The organism is Pseudomaricurvus sp. (assembly GCF_965662505.1).
Lineage (GTDB): Bacteria > Pseudomonadota > Gammaproteobacteria > Pseudomonadales > Cellvibrionaceae > Pseudomaricurvus.
This window is the reverse complement of record NZ_CBFIHX010000004.1, coordinates 20,226-41,132: the sequence shown is the minus strand read 5'-3', so window position 1 is coordinate 41,132 and position 20,907 is coordinate 20,226. Positions and strand designations below refer to the sequence as shown.

Annotated in this window: 14 protein-coding genes; 13 read left to right on the top strand and 1 reads right to left on the bottom strand. The window is 47.8% G+C overall.

What is annotated here, in order from left to right; translation table 11 throughout:
• The first annotated feature begins 441 nt into the window (after window positions 1–441).
• From ACTG33_RS01090 to ACTG33_RS01030, 13 genes are all read left to right on the top strand, one after another.
• Complete coding sequence (locus ACTG33_RS01090; protein ID WP_439133318.1) at window positions 442–1,428, top strand: hypothetical protein; 987 nt, start codon at window positions 442–444, stop codon at window positions 1,426–1,428.
• A 372-nt stretch (window positions 1,429–1,800) separates the two neighbouring features.
• Window positions 1,801–3,342, top strand: coding sequence for a GH39 family glycosyl hydrolase (locus ACTG33_RS01085; protein ID WP_439133317.1), 1,542 nt, complete (start codon window positions 1,801–1,803; stop codon window positions 3,340–3,342).
• 207 nt (window positions 3,343–3,549) lie between these two features.
• Window positions 3,550–5,706, top strand: a complete 2,157-nt coding sequence (locus tag ACTG33_RS01080) for a beta-glucosidase (RefSeq protein ID WP_439133316.1) — start codon at window positions 3,550–3,552, stop codon at window positions 5,704–5,706.
• An 85-nt stretch (window positions 5,707–5,791) separates the two neighbouring features.
• Complete coding sequence (locus ACTG33_RS01075) at window positions 5,792–6,766, top strand: Gfo/Idh/MocA family protein (RefSeq protein WP_439133315.1); 975 nt, start codon at window positions 5,792–5,794, stop codon at window positions 6,764–6,766.
• A 43-nt stretch (window positions 6,767–6,809) separates the two neighbouring features.
• The gene (locus ACTG33_RS01070; RefSeq protein ID WP_439133314.1) at window positions 6,810–7,988 is read left to right on the top strand and encodes a sulfotransferase family protein; all 1,179 of its coding nucleotides are present in this window, start codon (window positions 6,810–6,812) and stop codon (window positions 7,986–7,988) included.
• 3 nt (window positions 7,989–7,991) lie between these two features.
• Window positions 7,992–9,008 carry a hypothetical protein gene (locus ACTG33_RS01065; RefSeq protein ID WP_439133313.1) on the top strand — a complete coding sequence of 339 codons (1,017 nt, stop codon included), beginning with the start codon at window positions 7,992–7,994 and terminating at the stop codon, window positions 9,006–9,008.
• Window positions 9,009–9,082: 74 nt separating this feature from the next.
• Window positions 9,083–9,847, top strand: coding sequence for an alpha/beta fold hydrolase (locus tag ACTG33_RS01060; RefSeq protein WP_439133312.1), 765 nt, complete (start codon window positions 9,083–9,085; stop codon window positions 9,845–9,847).
• A gap of 10 nt (window positions 9,848–9,857) precedes the next feature.
• Complete coding sequence (locus ACTG33_RS01055; protein WP_439133311.1) at window positions 9,858–10,457, top strand: 3-keto-disaccharide hydrolase; 600 nt, start codon at window positions 9,858–9,860, stop codon at window positions 10,455–10,457.
• A gap of 12 nt (window positions 10,458–10,469) precedes the next feature.
• A complete protein-coding gene (locus ACTG33_RS01050; protein WP_439133310.1) occupies window positions 10,470–12,635 on the top strand; it encodes a hypothetical protein in 2,166 nt (721 codons plus the stop codon).
• A gap of 921 nt (window positions 12,636–13,556) precedes the next feature.
• On the top strand, window positions 13,557–16,313 hold the full coding sequence (locus ACTG33_RS01045) for a TonB-dependent receptor domain-containing protein (RefSeq protein ID WP_439133309.1): 2,757 nt from the start codon (window positions 13,557–13,559) through the stop codon (window positions 16,311–16,313).
• A gap of 130 nt (window positions 16,314–16,443) precedes the next feature.
• Window positions 16,444–17,388 (top strand): class I SAM-dependent methyltransferase, encoded by a 945-nt coding sequence (locus ACTG33_RS01040; protein WP_439133308.1) that lies wholly within the window; start codon window positions 16,444–16,446, stop codon window positions 17,386–17,388.
• A 243-nt stretch (window positions 17,389–17,631) separates the two neighbouring features.
• A complete protein-coding gene (locus tag ACTG33_RS01035) occupies window positions 17,632–17,862 on the top strand; it encodes a hypothetical protein (RefSeq protein ID WP_439133307.1) in 231 nt (76 codons plus the stop codon).
• Between the two features lie 100 nt (window positions 17,863–17,962).
• Complete coding sequence (locus tag ACTG33_RS01030; RefSeq protein ID WP_439133306.1) at window positions 17,963–18,178, top strand: hypothetical protein; 216 nt, start codon at window positions 17,963–17,965, stop codon at window positions 18,176–18,178.
• Window positions 18,179–18,477: 299 nt separating this feature from the next.
• Here the strand turns inward: ACTG33_RS01030 and ACTG33_RS01025 are convergent, their stop codons facing one another.
• On the bottom strand, window positions 18,478–20,871 hold the full coding sequence (locus ACTG33_RS01025; protein ID WP_439133305.1) for a TonB-dependent receptor: 2,394 nt from the start codon (window positions 20,869–20,871) through the stop codon (window positions 18,478–18,480).
• Window positions 20,872–20,907 lie beyond the last annotated feature (36 nt).

Genomic DNA, 20,907 nt, shown 5'->3' with positions numbered 1-20,907 from the left:
TTTTAGGTTCCTGCAAGAAGCCTTGGGTGTCCCTCCAGGTCCCTTTGGTGACTGCTCCCCCATTGTTATGTTTATTGGACATCAAGCCTTGTGCGGGATGGCTTTAAGAAGCAGTATTCTCATTCGATCACTACTACCTTAAACGAAACTGAAATTCGGTCATTTACTGCTCTTTACAGTAAGATTTAAGGTTTGTTTCAGCTTGTCCTGAATAAATGAGTATTTAAAATGCCCTAAAATAAGGATCAAAACATGCGGCTATCAATGTTTAAGCAAAAAGGGATGTGGTTTGTATCACCTGTTTTAGCATCTCTTTTGAGCAGCGTGAGCGTCAATTCACAAGCTTCCTTTGTGCGAGATGGGGAGGCTGGTTTCGTCGTTTCCCATATCGAATTTGCTTTGTCCAAAGATGCAAGTGAGACGGGAGCTTGCCCGGAAGGAATGAGTGAAAGCTATAAAAGTCGAATAGAAGGCTTTGTAGACCGGCCGGATATCCAGCAGAAACCGGGCGAAAGTGCTCAAGACTTCCGCCGTCGCGCGGGACGGATGATGTATGGCGTCAAAAACTTTTGCCAAAATCCCGAGCTGGGAGAGCCTAATCCAACCTTTCATGCTGTGACGGGCAAAAATGTACCCGTCTATGGTATTGACCTGGATGGAGAGGACTCGCAGGGCTCAGGGGCTTGCGCGCATACCGATTTTTCTGGAATGAATGGAGAGACCGGTGTTGATAACCAGTTTTTCCGTGTGTTCGGGTGTATGAAGGGCTATCAATCCAGCGGGCAGGGTAATGAATTTGGTACAGAAATGCTCACAGGTTCCTGGGGTATCCTGATCAAGGTTTCCGGGATTGATGATGTCCACAATGACGATTCCGTAAAGGTGGGCATCTACGCTAACGGCGACCCCATTCGCCTAAGTCCTACCAGAGACCCTCTAGATTACGGCACCTACGCGATTCATTCGGCTCCACGCTTCCAGTCTGAGACCACGGGTAAGATAGTGGATGGGGTGCTGACGACTGAACCCGTGGAAGTACGGTTTCCCAATATTACCAACGCCATGTTCGTCGATCGGATCCTGGAAGAAACACGTCTGCAGGTCAATATTGCCGAAGACGGCAAGCTGGAGGGTTACCTGGCAGGGTATTCCCCGGTAGAAAATGTATACGACGCGAATATTGGTTTTAGAAACGCTAAAGCGGCCTCAGGCGAACCCAGCCCTCTGCAGCGAATCGTTGGTGCTGGTTTCGGTAAGGCAGGCGCTATGGGCTATACCTGCGAGGGTGTCTATCATTCCTTGTACAAACATGCGGACGGCCACCCCGATCCGGAAACCGGTCGATGCAACTCAATTTCTACCCAGTATCGTATACAGGCAATTCCTGCCTTCGTCGTGCCGCCTCGTGAGGGTGCAAAAGCGGAGTAAAGCCTCAGCCCCTTGATGAGCGCCCTCCCCAGGTGGCTGGCGGAGGGATTTCATCGTGATGCTTCTGATAACTGCTATTCTAAAGCGATGCTGAAGCCTTAAATTGATATTAACGTTAATGCAGGCGGACTGTTGATTCAGGCGGACTGTTGATTCAGGCGGACTACGGGTATTCGTGTATTTAAGGCTGCTTTCAGGTTGATGTATTGTACTTGTCGGTTGGGTTTTGCTGTTCTATGTTCTGGAAACAGTTTAATGCGAGGCCTTCGGAGTTTTAGAGGCGCTAGTTTTTAGAGGCACTAGTTTTTAGAGGTACTACGCGCGGTACTCTGGAGCCGCGTCCTACTATGTCTTTAGTGAGGAGACAACTAAATGAAATCATTCATTAAACAGCAACTGGTCACTGCCGGCGCTATCATGCTTGCCCTGACCGTTCCTGCAGGCGCTCAAGCCGCTGCGGATAATGTGGCGAAAGAGAAGGCCACGGTAACAGTCGATTTCAAGCAGTCTCGCGGGGACTTTTTGCACCCGGAGCGTTACAACAACTTCTCCCGCTGGACCAGTTGGACTGCACAGCGCGATGCCGATATTCGTTTTCTGAATGAGCAAGGTTTGCACGGTGAGATCTACAAGGTCTGGGTTGATGCCGAGCGTATCCACGACCCGAAAACCGATACCTATAATTACACCGGGCTTGACGATTATCTCTCCGATGCCAGCTTACTCTCGGATGAGCTGCTGATGGTGATGGATACGCGCGTATCGGTGCGCGATATGGGCCGTAGTCCAGCTGATATTAAGCCGATTATTAAACGTATCATGACCGATCTGAAGAAGCGTTATCCACGCATTCGTTATGTCGAGGCGTTTAACGAGCCGGATCACAACCTGGCGAAGAATGTGACGCCAGCAGGGCTATACGACTATTACAAGGTCTATTATGAAGCAGTGAACGAAATCAATCGCGAACTGCAACCGCAGGTACCGCTGGAGCTTGGTGGACCGGGTTACATGCAATATAACGAAACCTGGATGTACGCCTTTCTTGACCGCTACGCGGCCGATAAGTCTCCCGATAAAAAGCTCGATTTTCTTTCATGGCACGCCTATGGCGAATTCCCCGAAGGAACCGGCGATAGTAAGGGGCCACGTGCTTTCCATTTCTACAAAGGTGATCCCAGCGAAATCGCCGGTCAACGCGAGCTGCTGAACGCCGCACTGAGCAGCCGTGGTCTGGATACCGACATTCCTGCTTTTATTACTGAGACAGGCATTTACCCTGGCCCATCGTTTGATAATCCGACCGATCCGAGACCTGACTACACCATTGGTGCAGCAGGTGTGCCTTCGTTGCATTACTGGTACATGGAGCAACCCAATACTTATCCGTTTAACTGGGTAGTCCGCCACAACACAGAGGAGCGCAAGGATCAGTTGATCACCCGGGTTCTGGATGGCGAGCGAATTGAGGTCAAGGGGGCAGATAAAGTCGAAGGTTTGCCGACCAATATTTTCACCCCTTATGGTAATGCATTGAAGATGATGTCCATGCTCAAACAAGAGCGTGTGGTTGCGCAGTCCGACGCTCTCAAGAAAGGCAAGGGCATTTACAGCATTGCCACAAAGGATGAGTATGGCGCGGCGGTGATGATTTGGAACTACCAGCATATCAACAACCAGGTCTTTGATGTCACTGTGGATATGGATAGCCTGCCGGAAAATCTGCGAGGCAAGGAGGTCCGTCAACGTATGTATCGTATCGACGCCAAAACCAGTAACTATTGGGCTGATCCAGAAACGGCTAATTTGCAACTGGTTTCAGAGTCCGTCGTTCAGCCGGGTAAAAGCTACAAGGTGCCAGTTGACCTGAGCCCCAATGCTCTGCAATTGATAGTTCTCGAACCCGTTAAATGATGCCTGTGGTGAGAGTGGCTGTAATGAACTGAAAGTAGTTTTAATCGGACAGCCTTATCAGACTGAGGTTTGATAGGCTGTCCTCGGTATCAGAACTTTGACAAAAGCTTAATGCACTTAAATTAGAGGTAAATTATGAGAGTGAATAAATCGGTGAAAGCCGGGTTTTGGGGGGCTCTTTTCTTGTCTGTGGTCTCTGCTTGCAGTATGACGCCACCTACATGGAAAGACTCTGGCTTGTCGCCTGAAAAGCGAACTGATTTGTTACTTTCAGCTATGACTTTGGATGAAAAGTTTCAGCAGATGGTCGGTGAGCCGGGCATTGTAGCGGAGCTTCCTCACTGTGCCGGCGGTCGCCATGTCCCCGGTTTGCCTCGTCTGGGAATCCCCACCTTCCGTATCACCAATGGACCCGTGGGCGTGGGTCAGAATGACTGTGTACCCGCCGATGTTGTGGCTAAAAGCCCCGGCACCCTCATGATGAGTCCGCTTTCGGCGAAGGCGACCTCTCTCCCGGCAGCGATTTCTTTGGCAGCTACGTTTGATCGCGATGCCGCGCAACGATTCGGTGACATTATGGGGCGTCAATCACTCAATCTTGCGCTGCATGTTATGGAAGCGCCAGGGGTCAATTTGGCGCGTATGCCTCATGGTGGCCGTAACTTTGAATACTTTGGGGAAGACCCCTACCTCACGGGTGTGATGGCGGTAGAAGAAGTGAAAGCCGTCCAGGCACAAGGCGTTATTGCCATGCCCAAGCACTACGCGGTGAATGAATCGGAAACTGACCGCAAAACCATGAACGCGATTGTAGATCCTCGAGTTTTACATCAGCTGTATTTATTGCCTTTTGAAATGACGATCAAAGAAGCCGATGCTGCTTCTATCATGTGTTCTTATAACTATGTGAATGGCGTTCAGGTTTGTGAAGATCCTTACTTATTGACTGAAGTGTTGCGTGATCAGTGGGGCTTTGATGGTTATGTGCAGTCAGATTTCTTCGCGGTACAGAGTCTCTCAGCCCTGAAAGCTGGTACCGATCACGAAATGCCAGGTTTCCGTCTCGACGTAGACGGTTACCGCACTTGGTACACTCCTGAGAATCTTCAGGCTGCTTTAGATGATGGCTCATTAACCGTAGCAGACATTGATCTGGCACTGGAAAGACGTTATCTGCAAATGTTCCGCTTGGGCATATTTGATCGACCGGTTGTTCAAACGCCATTGGATCTGGAAGGTGATGCCGCTATTGCCACAGAACTCGGTGAACAGGGTGCTGTGTTGCTGAAAAATGACGACAAGCTCCTGCCGTTCAAAGCTGAATCACTACAGAATATTGTGCTGATCGGTAAATCTGATTATGCAGAAGCCGCTGTTGTTGGCGGTGGCGGTAGCTCACAGGTTATTCCCTTCGAGACGATCCCAGCGCTGAAAGGTTTTAAACAAACCTTGGCGAATATGGGTGCGGATACCGAAGTTACCTTGGTCGTAGTCGAAGACGATAACAGCAATCTTGCTGAAGCCGTCGAAGCGGCAAAAACTGCCGATGCGGTGGTATTGCTGGCTGGTGGTTTGTCAGAAGAAGGTGAGGATCTGGAGCACATCAGTCTTCCTATCGCACAAGATGAGATGATCAGTCAGGTCTCTCAAGCTAATCCCCGTACAGCTCTGATTCTGAAGAACAATGCCGCAGCGTTAATGCCATGGCTGGATAGCGTGCCTGCCGTTCTTCAGGCTTGGTTCCCCGGTCAGCAGGATGGCCTGATTGTGTCACGCTTGCTGTTTGGTTTGGCAAACCCATCAGGAAAGCTGCCTGTAACCTACCCCCGTTCCGAGTCTGATTTGCCTGCTACCAAGCCAGTTCAATGGCCTGGTGTTGTGGCAGAAGACGGGTTGAGACGAGTGGAGTACGCTGAAGGACTGGAAATCGGTTATCGCTGGTTTGATGCGCAAAACATCGAACCTTTGTTCCCCTTTGGTCATGGTTTGTCTTACACCACATTCGAGTTCTCGGATTTCTCTGTAGAGACTTCAGCCTATGACTTTTCTTCTCCAGTGACAGTCACTGTAAATGTGACCAATACTGGCGATGTTCGCGGTGCCGAGGTCCCTCAAGTGTATCTTGGCTTCCCGAAAAACGCAGGTGAACCTCCTAAACGTTTAGTGGGTTTTGATAAGATTTGGTTGGAACCAGGCGAAAGTCGTGAGGTTGAGATCACAATTGATCCTGCAGCGGCGAGTCACCCATTTGGTGTGTTCAATGCAGAACTAAGTGAATGGGAAAATCTGCCAGGAGAGTACCAGGTCATCATCGGTACTTCCGCAACGGATATCCAGCATACAGAGACTATTCGTTTTCAGTAGTTCTTAACGTCTACTGAACTTAAACCAGGGCTTGGCATGTAATGTCAGGCCCTTGTTGTATCAATCGTAAAGAAGAGGACTCCTTTTGATTTGCTGGGGAATGATTGGCGCAGGTGATGTGACTGAAGTTAAAAGCGGTCCTGCATTTAACAAAGTAGAAAACTCGACACTGATCGCATTAATGCGCAGAGATGCCGATAAGGCCCGAGATTATGCTCTAAGGCATGGTGTCCCTCATTGGTATACGGATGTCGATCCGATGCTCGCTAGAAGTGATATTAACGCTATCTATATCGCAACACCGCCCTCAACTCACAAAGAATATGCGCTCGCCGCACTAAAAGCAGGCAAAGACGTCTATTTGGAAAAGCCCATGGCTTTAGACGCCAGTGAGAGTGTCGAGATTGTCGAGACAGCAAAACAATTAGGTCGGAAGGTTTGTCTGGCTCATTATCGTCGTGAACTTCCCAGTTTTAAAAAAGTGAAGGAGCTTATCGACTCCCGAGCTATTGGTGAAGTTCAATTCGCTAGAATTGACATATTTCAACCAGAAAAATCTGATCTCATCGCAAAAACTGAAGATAACTGGCGTAAGAATCCTGCAATATCCGGTGGTGGTCTATTTCATGATATTGCGCCACATCAAATTGATCTGATGATGCATTACTTTGGTTCACCATTAGAATGCTTTGGACTTTCAAACGGAAAAATTCCCGGTGTTGCAGATGTCGTCAGTGGTCAGATGTTGTTTGCGTGCGGGACTGTATTTCAAGGAGTATGGAACTTTATTGCTCCGGAATCTGAGCGTCGAGATACGTGCACAATAATTGGTGACAAAGGAGTCATAGAATTTTCCTTTTACCAAGAAAGTGTCTTTTTAAAAACAAACAGCAACAGTGATTTTTTTGAGTTTACGAATCCCGTTAATATTCAAGAGCCGCTAATTGATAGGGTTGTGAAGTACTTCAGCGGACGGGGAGAGAATCCGTGTACAGGCGAAGATGGCGTCAAGATCATGGAGATAATGGATACATTCACTGGCAGCCGAGATAAATTGTAACGAAAGCCGTTGCGAAAATTGAGTTTTCTATAAGGATACTACTATGCTGAATGCCGCAGATATAGCGTCAGAAGCCGAGCAAAAGGTGGGAATCTCGGATCCGGAATCATTTGTATTGAAGAATCTAGAGCGCCTTGTCGACGCTATTAACCATGAATCGTTTATGTCAAAAGAGGGTATGGCCAATACGCGTCGAGCGTTATTGAACGATATGGTAAATAGATTGGAGGGGCTGAAGTGGTTTCAGAAACACCCGGAGATCGCCAACGAAGCTATTGAGAAACCTGTTTTTCTTATGGGGCTTCCTCGTTCTGGGACGACTTACTTTCAGTATCTATTCGATTGTGATCAGCGTTTTCGATTGATCCGAACCTGGGAGGCTATGACACCATCGCCGCCACCGGCTGCAGATCCGGCTTCAGCCGAAGAGCGGCGTATAACCTGGGCTGAACGTCGGCGTCAGATGTATCCTACCGTTGAAGGATTTGAAGCATTACACTTACATGATGAGGACGGCTCAGAAGAGTGTCATCCTTTTATGGAGCAAAGTTTTGGGGCGGCAGGTTTAAACAATCTATATCGAGTGCCTTCCTATTTTGATTATCTTCTGGACGAGGCAGATCTGGAGGCCAGTTATCGTGTTCACAAACGTCAATTGCAGTTGTTGCAATGGCGCACACCGTCAAAACCCTGGGCGCTGAAATACCCTAATCATCTTCTTGCCGTACCCGAAATTACATCGGTCTATCCCGATGCTCGATTCGTGATGACACACCGTGATCCGGTACAAACTTTAGCCTCCATCTGCAAGTTGTCCTACAAGCTTCGCAGTGCCCGGACAGATAAGCCCGTGGATAAAAAAGAGGTGGGACGCTATATGACCCATTTTGTACAGCGTCATATAAACCGAATAATGGATGGAGTTCACGGGCCTCATGCAGACCGGATCATTCATGTGGATTATTACAGGTTGGTGGAAGACCCCGTGAAGCAAATGCTGGAAGTTCACGAAAAGCTGGGTATTGAGTCGCCCGACGAGGTTTGTCAGGCGGTTGCGCAGTGGCGAGACGCTAATCCTAAAAATGCTCGCGGAGTGAATGCTTACAGCTTTGAAGAATATGGACTTGATGACTCAAGGTTGGAACAGCAGTTCAGCAACTATATGGAGTACTTCAGTATCCCTCGTGAGCAAGTGGGTCTTGCCAGTGCAGGGGAGGGGTGATTAATGTCTAACGGCTGGGAACAATTGCACAGCGCTATTCAGACATTAAGTCAGGAAGTCCGTGAGCTTGCTCCTGACGCATATACGGCGGATGAAGGCGAAGCTTATGTCGCACGTGTTTTAACGACCTGTTTGAATGATAACTTTCTAGGTCATTTACTCGTAGAAAATGGACTCAGTCGTGCATTGCCTACACGTGGCGCACCTAATCCCGACTACATAATGCAGCATGCGTTGCTTAATGTACGTGGAAGTTACCAGCTAACGGGCTGTCTTAACGACTCTGAACGTATCGGTGTAGGTCTCTTTCGTCAGAGTGAAAAAGGTTCACTTGAAATAGCGGATTATTTAACTATTGATAATTCAGTAACAGAGGGGGATGGAACGTTTAAGGTCGATATTAGCGCAGAGATAGAGGGGCCAGCTGGACTGACCTTGCAGCCTGAAGCTTGTATTTTATTAATTCGCACATTACATCGGCGTCCCAACACTTTACCCGCCAGGTTGCAGCTGGATGGTGCAACACCACCTGAAAACTTGTCTTTAACTGGTGGCAGCACCTCAGCTGCGCTGAGTCGTGTTACTCAAGTGACTCTAGGTTCCATACGGCAGTTTGTAACATGGAGTCAACAGGCTGCAGCCTTTCCCAACCAGTTTCGGGGAAATATCGAAGGGCTTGAGCAAACCATGCAAGGAGACCCTGATACAGAATATTTTCTCGGATATTTCGACTTGGCAGATGATGAAGTGCTACAAGTTGTTCTGCCGTCAGATCTCAATGGCTATTGGTCGATCCACGCCTATAACCACTGGTGTGAATATTTACCGGGCGCTACAGTTCATGACCTGAACGCTGAAGCCAATCACAAGGGTGAAATTATTATGCACGTGGGTCCACAGCTTAATGACAGCGTGGTAAATCCAATTGTAACTAAAGGACGAACAAAGGGAGTTTTGCTTTGTCGCATCCTGGGTGACTCACTGCATCATCCCCCTGTAACCAAGATCATAAAGCGGTAAGTACAAGAAATTATTTATAACATTTTTAGCCTGAATGCGCTCCTTGGTGTGTAGATCAAAATTAGAGGTATATCATGACTAATAGATTAAATTTTGCTTTTCTCCATGGCGGCGGACAGGGTAGCTGGGTGTGGCAGGAAACCATATCGGAATTGAAAACTCTGGCGGGCGAAAACCTGGGTAGTGTTGTAACACTGGATGTGCCTGGCTGCGGTGAAAAGCGTGACCGAGATACGAAAGATCTAACTGTTACCGATATTATCGACGAGCTTATTGCTGACTTGGACAAGGCAAACATCAAGGATGTGATTCTTGTGGGCCATTCCCAGGCTGGAAATGTGATGCCTTATATGGCTGAAAAGCGCCCTGATCTTTTTCGCAGTTTGGTATATGTGACCTGCTCAATCCCTCTGCCTGGTCAGAGTGTGATTGAAATGGTGGGTGATAAAATTCAGGGAAGTGACGACAATACCGTAGGCTGGCCTGTAGATCCGAAAACTACGGGTATACGAGAGCGCACGGAAATTATGTTCTGTAACGATATGGATGCAGAAGAGACAACTTGCTTTATGGCCAAGTTGGGTAAGGATCAATGGCCGGCGGAATCCTACTCAGAAAGAAATTGGCAGATCAAGCCTGTTGAGTCTGTGCCTGCGATTTATATTGTTTGTTTGCAAGACAAAATCTTGCCGGTGTCGTGGCAAGAAAGATTTGCAGATCGTTTTTACGCACAAAAAATTCTGCGAGTCGATGCAGGGCATCAGGCAATGAATACTCAGCCTAAGTTACTTGCCAAGACTATTCTGGAAGAATGCTCACTAACAGCCAGTTCTAAATAACGGAGCTCTTATGTTTAATAAATTTATCCCCTGGGGTATTGCCTCTTTGCTTTGTGTTGTATTGTTGGGATGCACTTCGATGGGCTCACAAGATGAATGGGTTACTTTGTTCGAGACTAATGGCAGTTTGAATAACTTTACGACTGTTGGTGATGCTGACTGGGTCGTGACCGACCAAGGAGTCGAGGCACAAGAAAAGAAACAACAGTATGCATTTTTGATGACTAAAAATTCCTATAAAGACTTTGAACTGCATGTTGAGTTTTGGGTAAGTGATGATGCGAACAGCGGGATTTATATGCGCTGTCAGGATGCTGAAGCGCCTAAGGATACCACGTGCTACGAAGCCAATATCTTTGATCAACGTCCAGATCAAAGCTATTCGACAGGCGGTATCGTGCATTTGGCGGCTGTACCATCGCCAGCTCCTAAAGCAGGTGGGCGCTGGAATACTTATGATATAACAATGCAGGGAACGCATTTAGTCGTAAAGCTGAATGGTGAAACAACGGTAGATGTCAAAGATTCCCAGTTTAGAGAAGGGTATATTGGTTTGCAGTGGGGCAGTGGAACTATCCGGTTCCGCGAAGTTAAGATTAAAACTCTTTAAGGTAAAAAAGAAATGTCAAAATATTTAAGTATAATTCTGCTGATGTTTGGCGGGTTCAATACAGCTTTTGCGGATACCGTATATCTACAGCACGCCCTACCTGCTGCGCAAGCTGACTATGCAGCAGATATTGTTAGTGACGCATTAAAAGAGAAGTCTTTTACAGTTACCGGTTCTGCGGATGGCTCTGACTTTATCGTCAAACTGGGTATCAGTTCTGCACTCGATCCTGAGGCTTTTTCGATATCTTCAGCCAACGGCCAGCTCGATATTGAAGGCGGCGATCAGCGAGGGTTAATTTACGCGGCTTTTGAGGTGGCGGAGCAGCTTCGCGATGGTAAGAGTCTTAACTCTATTGAATCGAAACAAGAAACACCTGCTTTGCCTTTCAGGGCCTTAAAACACAACCTACCTTGGGACTCTTATCGTTCCAGCTCGGCGCTGGATTTGCATTATGACACCGTGAAGGATGTGAAGTATTGGGAAGCCTTTCTCGACATGATGGCCGAAAACCGATTTAACGCCCTGACTTTATGGAATCTACACCCCTTCCCTTACATGATTAAAGCGAAAAACTTTCCTGAAGCCACACGTTTTTCTGATAAAGAGTTGGCAGAGTGGCGCAAGTTCTATCAGGAAATTTTCGCCATGGCGAAAGAGCGGGGTATCGATACCTACCTGGTCAACTGGAATGTGTTGGTGAGTAAAGAATTTGCGGATGCCCACGACCTGGAAGGCACCAACTATTTTCCTTACTACAAGGGTAGGGCAGATTACAAAGGCGAGGCGCAAACCAGTGAGGTTGTTAAACGTTATACCAAGGAGAGCGTGACTCAGGTGCTTGAGGAGTACCCCAACCTGACGGGCTTTGGTTTCTCATTTGGCGAGCAAATGGGAGCCATGACGCCAAAAGAGCGGCAAGACTGGATGGATGAGACCATCATCGCTGGAATGCAAGCGGCGGATCGCCCAACAAAAATGATTTTCCGAGCGCCTTTCTCATCCGGTCTTGGGCAGGGCGGGTCAACAGACAAAGCTACTGAAGAACTCACTCGCGACGCCATCGAAAAGTTGGGAGATCATTTTGATGGCCCTATCTGGATGGAAATCAAGTTTAACTGGTCCCACGCCCACTCCACTCCGGAATTGGTCAAGGTGCATGGCGGTGAGTTGAAAGACACTTATTTCAAGCCCACACCAGAGAACTACAAGGTAGCCTGGATGGTCCGCAACGAGGATTTCTTTGCCTTGCGTTGGGGGCACCCTGATTTTATCCGTGAACATCTCAAGCTAAACGCTCATCACGATTACGTGGGCGGTTATTTTGTCGGATCAGAAAGCTACATCCCGGCTAAGGACTATTTCACCGCCATTGACCAACCTGTGGATTGGACTTACGCGTTTGAGCGTCAGTGGCTGTTCTACAAGTTGTGGGGACGCTTATTGTACAACCCTGAAACCCCGGATAGTGTGTTTGAAGCGGAATTTGTGCATCGCTATGGCGAATCTGCCAAACCGTTGTTAACGGCGTATGAGGCAGCCTCTGAAACGCAACTCAAGTTTGCTACGGCTACGGATTTCACATGGGATTTTACCATCTACGGTGAAGGTATGATGGTGATGTCTAAGAGTGGCATGGAGCCCATGTCTGTGGAGCGATTGATTGTTCAGCCCACGTTGAAAGACAACTGGTTGTCAGTACAGGACTTTGTGGAGCAGCGTCAGGCTGGAGAGCAGTTCGATAACAGTATTGTAACACCACTGATTTTGGCTAATCGTATGGAGGCGGATAGCACCAAAGCCTTGCAAGAGGTTAAAGATATAGACACTTCAGAAAATCCGTCTTTGATGTACGAAGTGGCGGATGTGAAAATCTGGGCGAATCTGGGGCTGTATTATGCTGAGAAGTTGCGTGGTGCCGTGGCCTTGGCTACGTTCCGTACTCAAGGAGAAGAACGGGAGAAGCAAGCCGCGGTAAATCACCTCCAGAATTCTCTGAGCTTGTGGGATGAGGTGATTGCTATTTCTCGTCCGATTTATAAAGACATGCCATTGATGCACAATAATCGTCCGAATAACCAACGTGTTGACAATAATCTCTTCCATTGGGCGTTAATACGACCTGCAATTGTGAGTGACATCCAGGTGGCGAAAGAATCTGTATTTAAAAAGGAATAGAAGCACGCCCCAAGGTTATCTACGACGTAACACAAGTCCGCAGAGAGACTTGTGTTGTCGAACATCAGAGACTGGCAGGATTGGCACTTACTTATTGCAGACACATCTTTTGAATTTTGAGAATTAGCTCACACACTAATTGACAGCTTTTGGGGGCGCTGATAAAGTGGCCTTACCAGTTGGTAATCTATAGTTGCCCGAGTTTTCTGCCCGTTGATTGCCATCTGATTATAACTCGTTGCAAGCGAGAGGCTTTTTTTTCGCAATATTTGGTATATCAGATGTTGTTACAGCAGACTCAAATAGATCTGCGTTAAATAAAACAACTCTATTAAAATAAAAAATATTCCTGTTCGAGCAGGAAAGGAGTCATGTTTTGCCGTACTTCAAAGAGTTGGGTGCTACTTGGAACGCGATAGTTGCCGCTTTCACTGGAGCCTTCACTGAAAATCAACTTGATTGTCGTCGAGCTGAGCCTTGCCGAGATTTCCATTTCCCTCTGTATTTAAATAATGCCTGGCCCCTGAAGCTATCTCGCTCCTGTCCTGTGCAGGAGACTGGATAACTCCGGTCTGGTAAAGATTGGTCTGACCGAAGCCTGTTCCCACCCTAGTTTATGGACGTCTTGTTGCCTCAATCTACAATAAAGGATGCGAGATGTGTTTTGAGATCAGGGTCAGACGGTCTCTGTTTCGGTAAAAAACAATAAATTTAATTCACTTTTTTCTAACCGGAGATTAAAACAATGTGTTGCTAAGGAGCAAAATAATGATACCTTTAAGGTGCTGTTTCGTAGTCATGTTGTTAGCCGAAGCAGCTTTGTATTGATTATCCAAGACCTAGTGTCAGATAGTTTAAGTTAGCTAAAATTATTATAACTGTACGATCTAAAATAATTAAAAAAAGTAGAGGATATCCCCTATGACACCAAAAAATAAAACATACACCACAACGGCTTCGTACAAGCCTGAAAAACTAAAACTGAAAAAATCCTTTCGGGCTATGTCAGGAATGCTGTTGGCAACGCTGGCTACTGTGGGGGCACACGCTCAAAAAACTGAGGGTGAGCTGGAAGGAATCACCCTGGAAGAGGTCGTCGTTACTGGTACATTGATTCGTGGCACTGAAGTGACTGGATCTCAGACCATCGGTGTTGACGCCCAAAAAATCACCGAAATTGGCGCTGTAAACACCAACGAAGTGTTGGCATCAGTGCCGCAGATTACCAACTTTTTCAATGACCGGCCGGAAGTCGAACCGCGCGCCTCCGCTAACCTTGTGGTATCGCGTCCTAACCTTCGTAACATGCCTGGTTTGAACTCATCAACCAGTGCAGTCACCCTGGTACTGATGGATGGTCACCGTATTGCGCCAGTGGGTGTTCAGGCGGCTATCGTCGATGCCGACATTATCCTTGGTAACACTCTGGAGCGCGTCGATATCGTCACTGATGGGGGATCTTCTCTCTATGGGGCGGATGCGGTCGCCGGGGTTATCAACTTTGTGACCAAAGACAAAGCCGACGGCGTCAAGATTGACCTGGATTACGGTGCCGCTGACGACATGAATACCGTCAACGTTAATCTGAGTGCTGGAACAAGCTGGGACACTGGCTCCATTTACGTTGCGGCCACTCAGAGTAACCGGGATGGCCTGCGCACCGAAGATCGGGATTGGGCCAAAATTGGTACCTATGATGATGACGGCAACTTCGTCAAAGCGGGCGAATCCGCTCGCACGGAATGCCTCGTTCCTGTTCGCTCCCAGTACGGCTGGTACAACTATGGTGCTGGCTGGACAGACAACCCTGCAGCTCCAGGAGCCGGTCCAAAATCCGCTGGGGATCCAACCTGCGACCATTATGCACAATCAACACTGCTGCCGGAGCAAGAGCGTAAAGGATTGTTCCTTAGCTATCAGCAAGAAATGAATGACAGTGTCCAATTTGGGGTCAAGGCCTATTATTCCCAGCGCGAAAACACATTTTTCAGCTATCCTCTGGGTAGCTCGGCCCCTGGTTCATTCGATGTTACAACGAACCCAGGAACCCTGACTCCGGCGGAAATCGCTCAATTTCAGGATCCAAATAATCCCAATGTCGTGAATTACCCCGCTGGGGCCGGCTTTTCTTACGGCGCACACCCAGCCTATCCGGATAGCGATCAAGAAGTTGAGATGTCTACTTGGGGCGTCGCGCCGACTCTGACGATCGCGATGGGTAAGGACTGGCAGTTACGCAACACGCTCTATTATGGTCGCTCCTATAACAAGAATGTTATCCCTGAGGTCAATGATCAAAGAATGGTGGCGGCTGTTAATTCAGGCCAGCTGGATCCGTTGAATGTGGCTTCCGCAGATGCAGATGTTATCAATAACATCCTGAACTGGGAGACCAAAAAAGAAACCATTCACGAGCTGTTTTTGGCTCGTGTAGTGGCCGACGGCCCGGTGATTGAACTGCCCGCGGGTGATTTGCGTGTGGCGGCCGGTTTTGAAGTAGCAGAAGATCGCGTGCGTACCCGCTTTGGTACCGGTAACCGCGGAAGCCTTTCTGACACGGATTACGCGAGAGCCAGCCGCGATAACACATCAGTATTTGCTGAAGTGCATGTTCCGGTACTCGACAATCTGGAGCTCTCCGCGTCAGTGCGCCACGATGACTACAGTGACTTCGGCAAGACCACTAATCCGCAGTTCGGGTTTAGCTATACTCCTACCGATTGGCTCCGTGTCTATGGCCACTGGGGTGAGTCTTTCAATGCACCAACGACTCTCGACACTCTGGCTTTTTCAACGGGTCGTGCTGCCAACCAAACCGTTCAGCAAATACAAGATGCAGATGTATACGGTGAGTGGAATGGTCAGGGTACCTACACCGTGCCTACGGAAGGTACTAAGCCTGGCGTACAACCGCAGACCGCTACTTCTTGGGCGTTGGGATTTGATATGGAGCCTATTGAAGGGCTGATGATCAAGGCCAACTATTACGAAATCGACTTTCAGGATATTCTCGGCGGGCTCTCTGTTCCCAGCGAGCAGATCCGTCGCGATTTCCCGGATAAGTTCATCTGGCATCCGACGAAGGATGAGTGGGCTCAATACCTGACGGAAATTCAGAACCCTGAAGTTTTTGATGGCATTATTGACCCGAATGACCCTAATGCGACACTTGCCTATATTTTTGACCGTCGCGTTACCAATTTCGGTGAAGCGACCATGAAGGGTGTCGACTTCGGTGTTCAATATGTCCACGATACTTCTTTCGGTACTATGGACTACGGGATAACCGGTAATCACCAGATTGAATTTGAGTTGACCGAAGGTGGTGTGACCAGCGACAGCCTTGAGTTCGCTTCCGATTTGACTGCTCAGGGTTCGGTTGGTTGGAGTCGAGACAATGTCCGCGCTAAATTGACTGTGAACTATACGGATGGTTTCGAGGCGGACAACGCCAGTAATCAAAGTAAGGTTGATGCCTTTATCGTGACCAACCTGTTTTTCGGTTACGAATTCCAGGGCAGCGGTTTCACTGAGGGATTGTCATTGCGTTTCAATATTGACAACGTATTTGACGAGGATCCATCGGAGTATCGCTACAACGACACCAACGAAGATAAATACAGTAGTTTTACCCTCGGTCGTATGTATAAAGTGGGCATAAGCAAAACGTTCAACTAATTTTGCACTTGCCAACTAAAGCCGGAGCAGGTTTGTCCCTGCCCCGGCTTTTTTATGTCTTCAGAAAACGTGACATAATATTTCTGCGGGAGACTTAAATCGATCTATACAAAATGGAAGCGTAGTTCTTGTGAGTATTGATAAAAAACAGCAATGGAGCAACTACTGGCGTCAGGGTCATTTGACTTCTTTACCGTGTGGTTTTTCTTCAAATTATGACGGTGAGTTTTTGCGGTTCTGGGAGGAGCAATTTGGCTTGTTGGCACAAGGGAGTTGTGTGCTTGATGTTTGCTCAGGCAACGGTTCTATCGCGTTGCTTGCGCAAGATTATTCAGAACGAGCGAAGTTGGATCTGAAAGTTAATGCTGTCGACGCAGCTGATATCGATATCTCTGCATTGATCCAAAAAAATCCAGCTTTTTCCCGGCGCCTCAAGGCCATAACATTTATACCCAATACATTGTTTGAAAACTTGTCTGAAGAACGGGACTCCGCGGATCTTATCACCAGTCAATACGGCATCGAATACACGGATTGGAACATATCCGCTAAGAAAATATATAGGTTATTGAGACCAGGCGGTTATTTTTCTCTAATTTGCCATACCTTTGATTCAACAATCATGACACAAATGGAGCTGCAGCAGCACGACTATGCTGCACTAATGAATCTTGACATCTTTTCACGTGAGATAGAGTTTGAGCACAGCCATGATTTTCCGGAACAGTTTGTCAAACAATTGGATCATGCCCTCGACGCAATATATGCGATCTTTAAACAAGCTCGCACCTCGGACCTCCTGTCGAAAGTAGGAACTGAGCTGGAAGCAATACGCCGCGAGACAATGCATGACTTTAGCCAAGGCTTTCAGCGCTTTACTCAATTTCAGCGGGGGATACATATCAGTTATGCCACGGCAAGTGATCTTGTGACGGTCAATCGAAAATTAGAACAGTCACCTGAGTGGTTTGAAGTGTTTATGGATAAAGGGCTGGATTTGATAAAGTCTGGTGATGTGCATTATCACACTTCGGAGAAGGCTGGAAAATTTTATCAATTTAGAAAACCCCACTGAGTAAGTCCGAGTCTACGATTTGCATTGAAGTTGGTTAGAGCCCTAACCAACTTATACTTGCTCCGATACAGTATGTTGGGATAATGAGTTCAACAACTGAGAAGGCAATTTATTCTGATAATAAAGTTGTGCCACTCTTAAGCCCGCTGCAATCAATATAAAGCTCATTAGGCTTTGAGTACGAGCTTTGCTGGCAACCTGTCTTCCGTCTTCATTGTTTGCCTTACTGAAGGAAACCGTCAAATGACCACCCGCGAAGTCACCTCGAATCACAGTCACTGCAAAATATGTACATCACAGTGCGGTATCGTCGTCGATGTAAACGCCGGTCAGGTTGTTAAAGTCAAAGGTGACCGAGATCACCCACTCAGTAAAGGTTATACCTGCCCCAAGGGCCGTGCCTTAGGAAAACTCCACCTTCATCCTAATGCCATCTTGAAGCCTTTGTTCCGCAAGAGCGGGGCGCTCGACTGACCTTGCCAGCCGGTTAAGAAGCATCGTTGTGGAACACGGTCCGAATGCTGTCGGCTTTTATTTTGGTAGTGGACTTGGCATGGATTCGTCGGGATATCGGATGGCAGAAAATTTTTACAGGGCACTGGGTGCGCCGCCGAAGTTTTCACCGATGACCATCGACGGCGCTTGCAAGGTATTGGTGTCCAGCCTGGCGGGTGGCTTCCCAGGACTCAACGCTAAAACTGATGACGACAATGTGGACATGCTGATTTATGTCGGGGTTAATCCGATGGTCAGTCAGGGCACAACACTGGTATGTTTAACCCCCTGCTAGAACTCGTGTGTCAGCAGCGCGCGGATTCCGGCTATTGTCTGTAGGCTTGGTCATATTCAGTATTGTTTTCTATTATGGAAGGCAAGGCTAGCATGAATAGTAAAATTCAAATGAAGGGAATTATCAAGTGGGTAGCGCCCACTTTGAAGAGCAACTAAAGTGAAAGAACTGCATCAGGCCTCTTCTAAGTTCGACAGCAGCCTGTATGTCTGTAAAGGGTGAGCAAAGAGTTAAGAATGAGAGATCTTTCAAGGAACGCCGGGCCCCGAGGCCCGGCGACTTTGAGATTTAAAAACAGATTAGAAGAAATTATAACGAACGCTTACACCAATCTCGCGAGGAGCATTCATTTTAGTCGGATAATATCCGGAATCTCCAAGGGCGTTAGCCAGTGTGCCACCTGCGTCTATTTGGAGAGAATCCATAGAGGTAACAACTTCTTCGTCCAGCGCGTTTTTGGCAAACAGTTGAACATCCCAGACTCCCTGGATATCACGCAAACCTACGTAAAGATTCAACAATCCGTAGTTGTCGTAAACCCGGTTGGAGTTATCATTCTCTGGATAGTAAGAATAGATACCGCGCAGGTAGGTTTCCAAATTGTCGTTGAGTTCAGTGAAGTATTCAGAGCGTACAGACGCACTCCAGTCGGGTGTGGAGCTGGCAGACGCGCCAGTGTCGCAGAATGCTACCTGATTGCTTGCACTTAAGCTGTTCGGAAGAGTATCGGGCTGGCCATCCAGATTGCCATCGTTACAGGGTACGGGGCTCTTCAGCTCGCTATCACTCCAGCTAAAGACACCGGATACGTTCCAGTTTTCCAGAATTTGGAAGCTGGCATCCAGGTCAATCCCTTGTACCGTAGCATCAGCATTGGTGGTAAAGGTTGAAGTTTGTACGCCTCGGCTTCCTAAGTACTGTGTTGGCTTGCTGAAATAAAGATAACCTTCAAAGTCCTGATAGTAATACGCTGCATTCAGACGACCGCGGCCATCCATAAAGTCGTATTTGAAACCCAGCTCATAGGACAGTGATTTTTCATTATCACGTTGGCCGATGACTTTTTGCATGTTCGCATCTGGGTTAGGCAGAGGATTAATACCCAATGAACCAACTGGGCCAAGACGGACAGCAGTCCCCACATTTGCATACCCCATAATGCTGTCATTGAAACGGTGAGACAGGGACACGTTCCAGATAAGCTCATTATCGTCCGCTTTTATCTCACTCAGTTGAGAGCCGCCGACTACAGTCTCATTCCAGATGTGGCTACGAATCTGACGTACACCTGCTGATAATTCGGTGCTGTCACTCAGATAAAATGTCGCATTACCAAAAGCAGATAACTCATCGGTTTCTGAAGGACGTTCGATAGCGTTTGTGAGCACATAGACGCCATCTACTGGGTCTGGAGTACCGATTAAGGTGTTGCTATCGAGTTGGTTTAAGCCATTCTTCTCTTGATAAAAAAGGCCTACCGTGTAGGTGAAGACATCTTTATAAGGCTCTTCCAAGGTTAGGCGCAGCTCGTGAGATTCTTGCTGTTGATAGATGTCCAGGTTTTGGAACCACTCATTTTCACGTGTTGCGACCCCAGCACCCCCTAAAGATAGTGTTCCATCCACAGAAGTGTTGATGTAGTTGGCGGTATCCTGCGGGCCGTTCGTGACGTTATGTAGCTCACTGTACTGACCAACATAAGCTAGAGAGTGATTGCCCAGTGCCCAGTTGAGGTTCAGAGTCGTCGCCTCGATCTCGCTGTCAATTCGATCAGGAGTTGCTCGCACGCTCAGGCGATCCCCGGCTTTGACTGGTCCGAAGTTGTGGTGCGTCAGAACGGAACCGTCATTGTAGCCAGTGCTTTGGCTAAACGAGACTTGATCCTTATTCATTTTCTGGTACATCAATTGACCGTCAAAGGTGTCCGTGGGGGCAAAGCCCAAAGTCACACGATAGCCTTTAGTGTCTGCATCAGGATCGGCATCATTGAAAACGCTTTCCACCTGATTGACGTCATTCTCGTCAAGAACACCAGCCACTCGAAGGCCCAATTTGCCTTCGATCAAAGGAATATTGATGGCTCCCTGATAGTTGCTGCCGCCTTGATCTGTACCTGTAGCGTTTAAATAGCCACCCAATTCTTCTAGGTTCACATCACGTGTTTTGACGGTAATCGCACCGGAAGGGGAGGAGCGGCCGCGGAGAGTTCCCTGAGGTCCGCGCAACACTTCGACCTGACCAACATCAAAAACTTGAGTAAAAATCACGTTGGACTCAACCGGGGCATCGTTTAGATAAAACTCAACGGTGGGTGCAACGCCAGACTCAATAGAAAAATCAACACCACGCATGGTTGCTGATGTTGAATAACCTGTAGTTCCAGTGTCCAGTGTCACGCCGGGTACAACGTTTTCCATATCCTGGAAGTTAAGAATGTTCAGCTCTTTAAGTGTCTCGGAGCTTACGGCATTAACAGTTTGGGGCACATCTTGCAGGCTTTCGTCTTTACGGCGAGCTGTTACCACAATTTCTTCCAGCGCCAGTGATGGCATGCTGTTGTCCTGTGCAAAAGCTCCTGGGGCTGACAGCGCGATGGCCGGAGCCAGAGCAGCACAGTGCATCCAGTTTCTGCGGGTATGGTTGGCGAGTTTAATTGCCCGGCTGAGCAAATTCACAGGAGTGTTATACCTCATTCTCCAATTCCTCTCTTCTTTATCTTAATTATCATC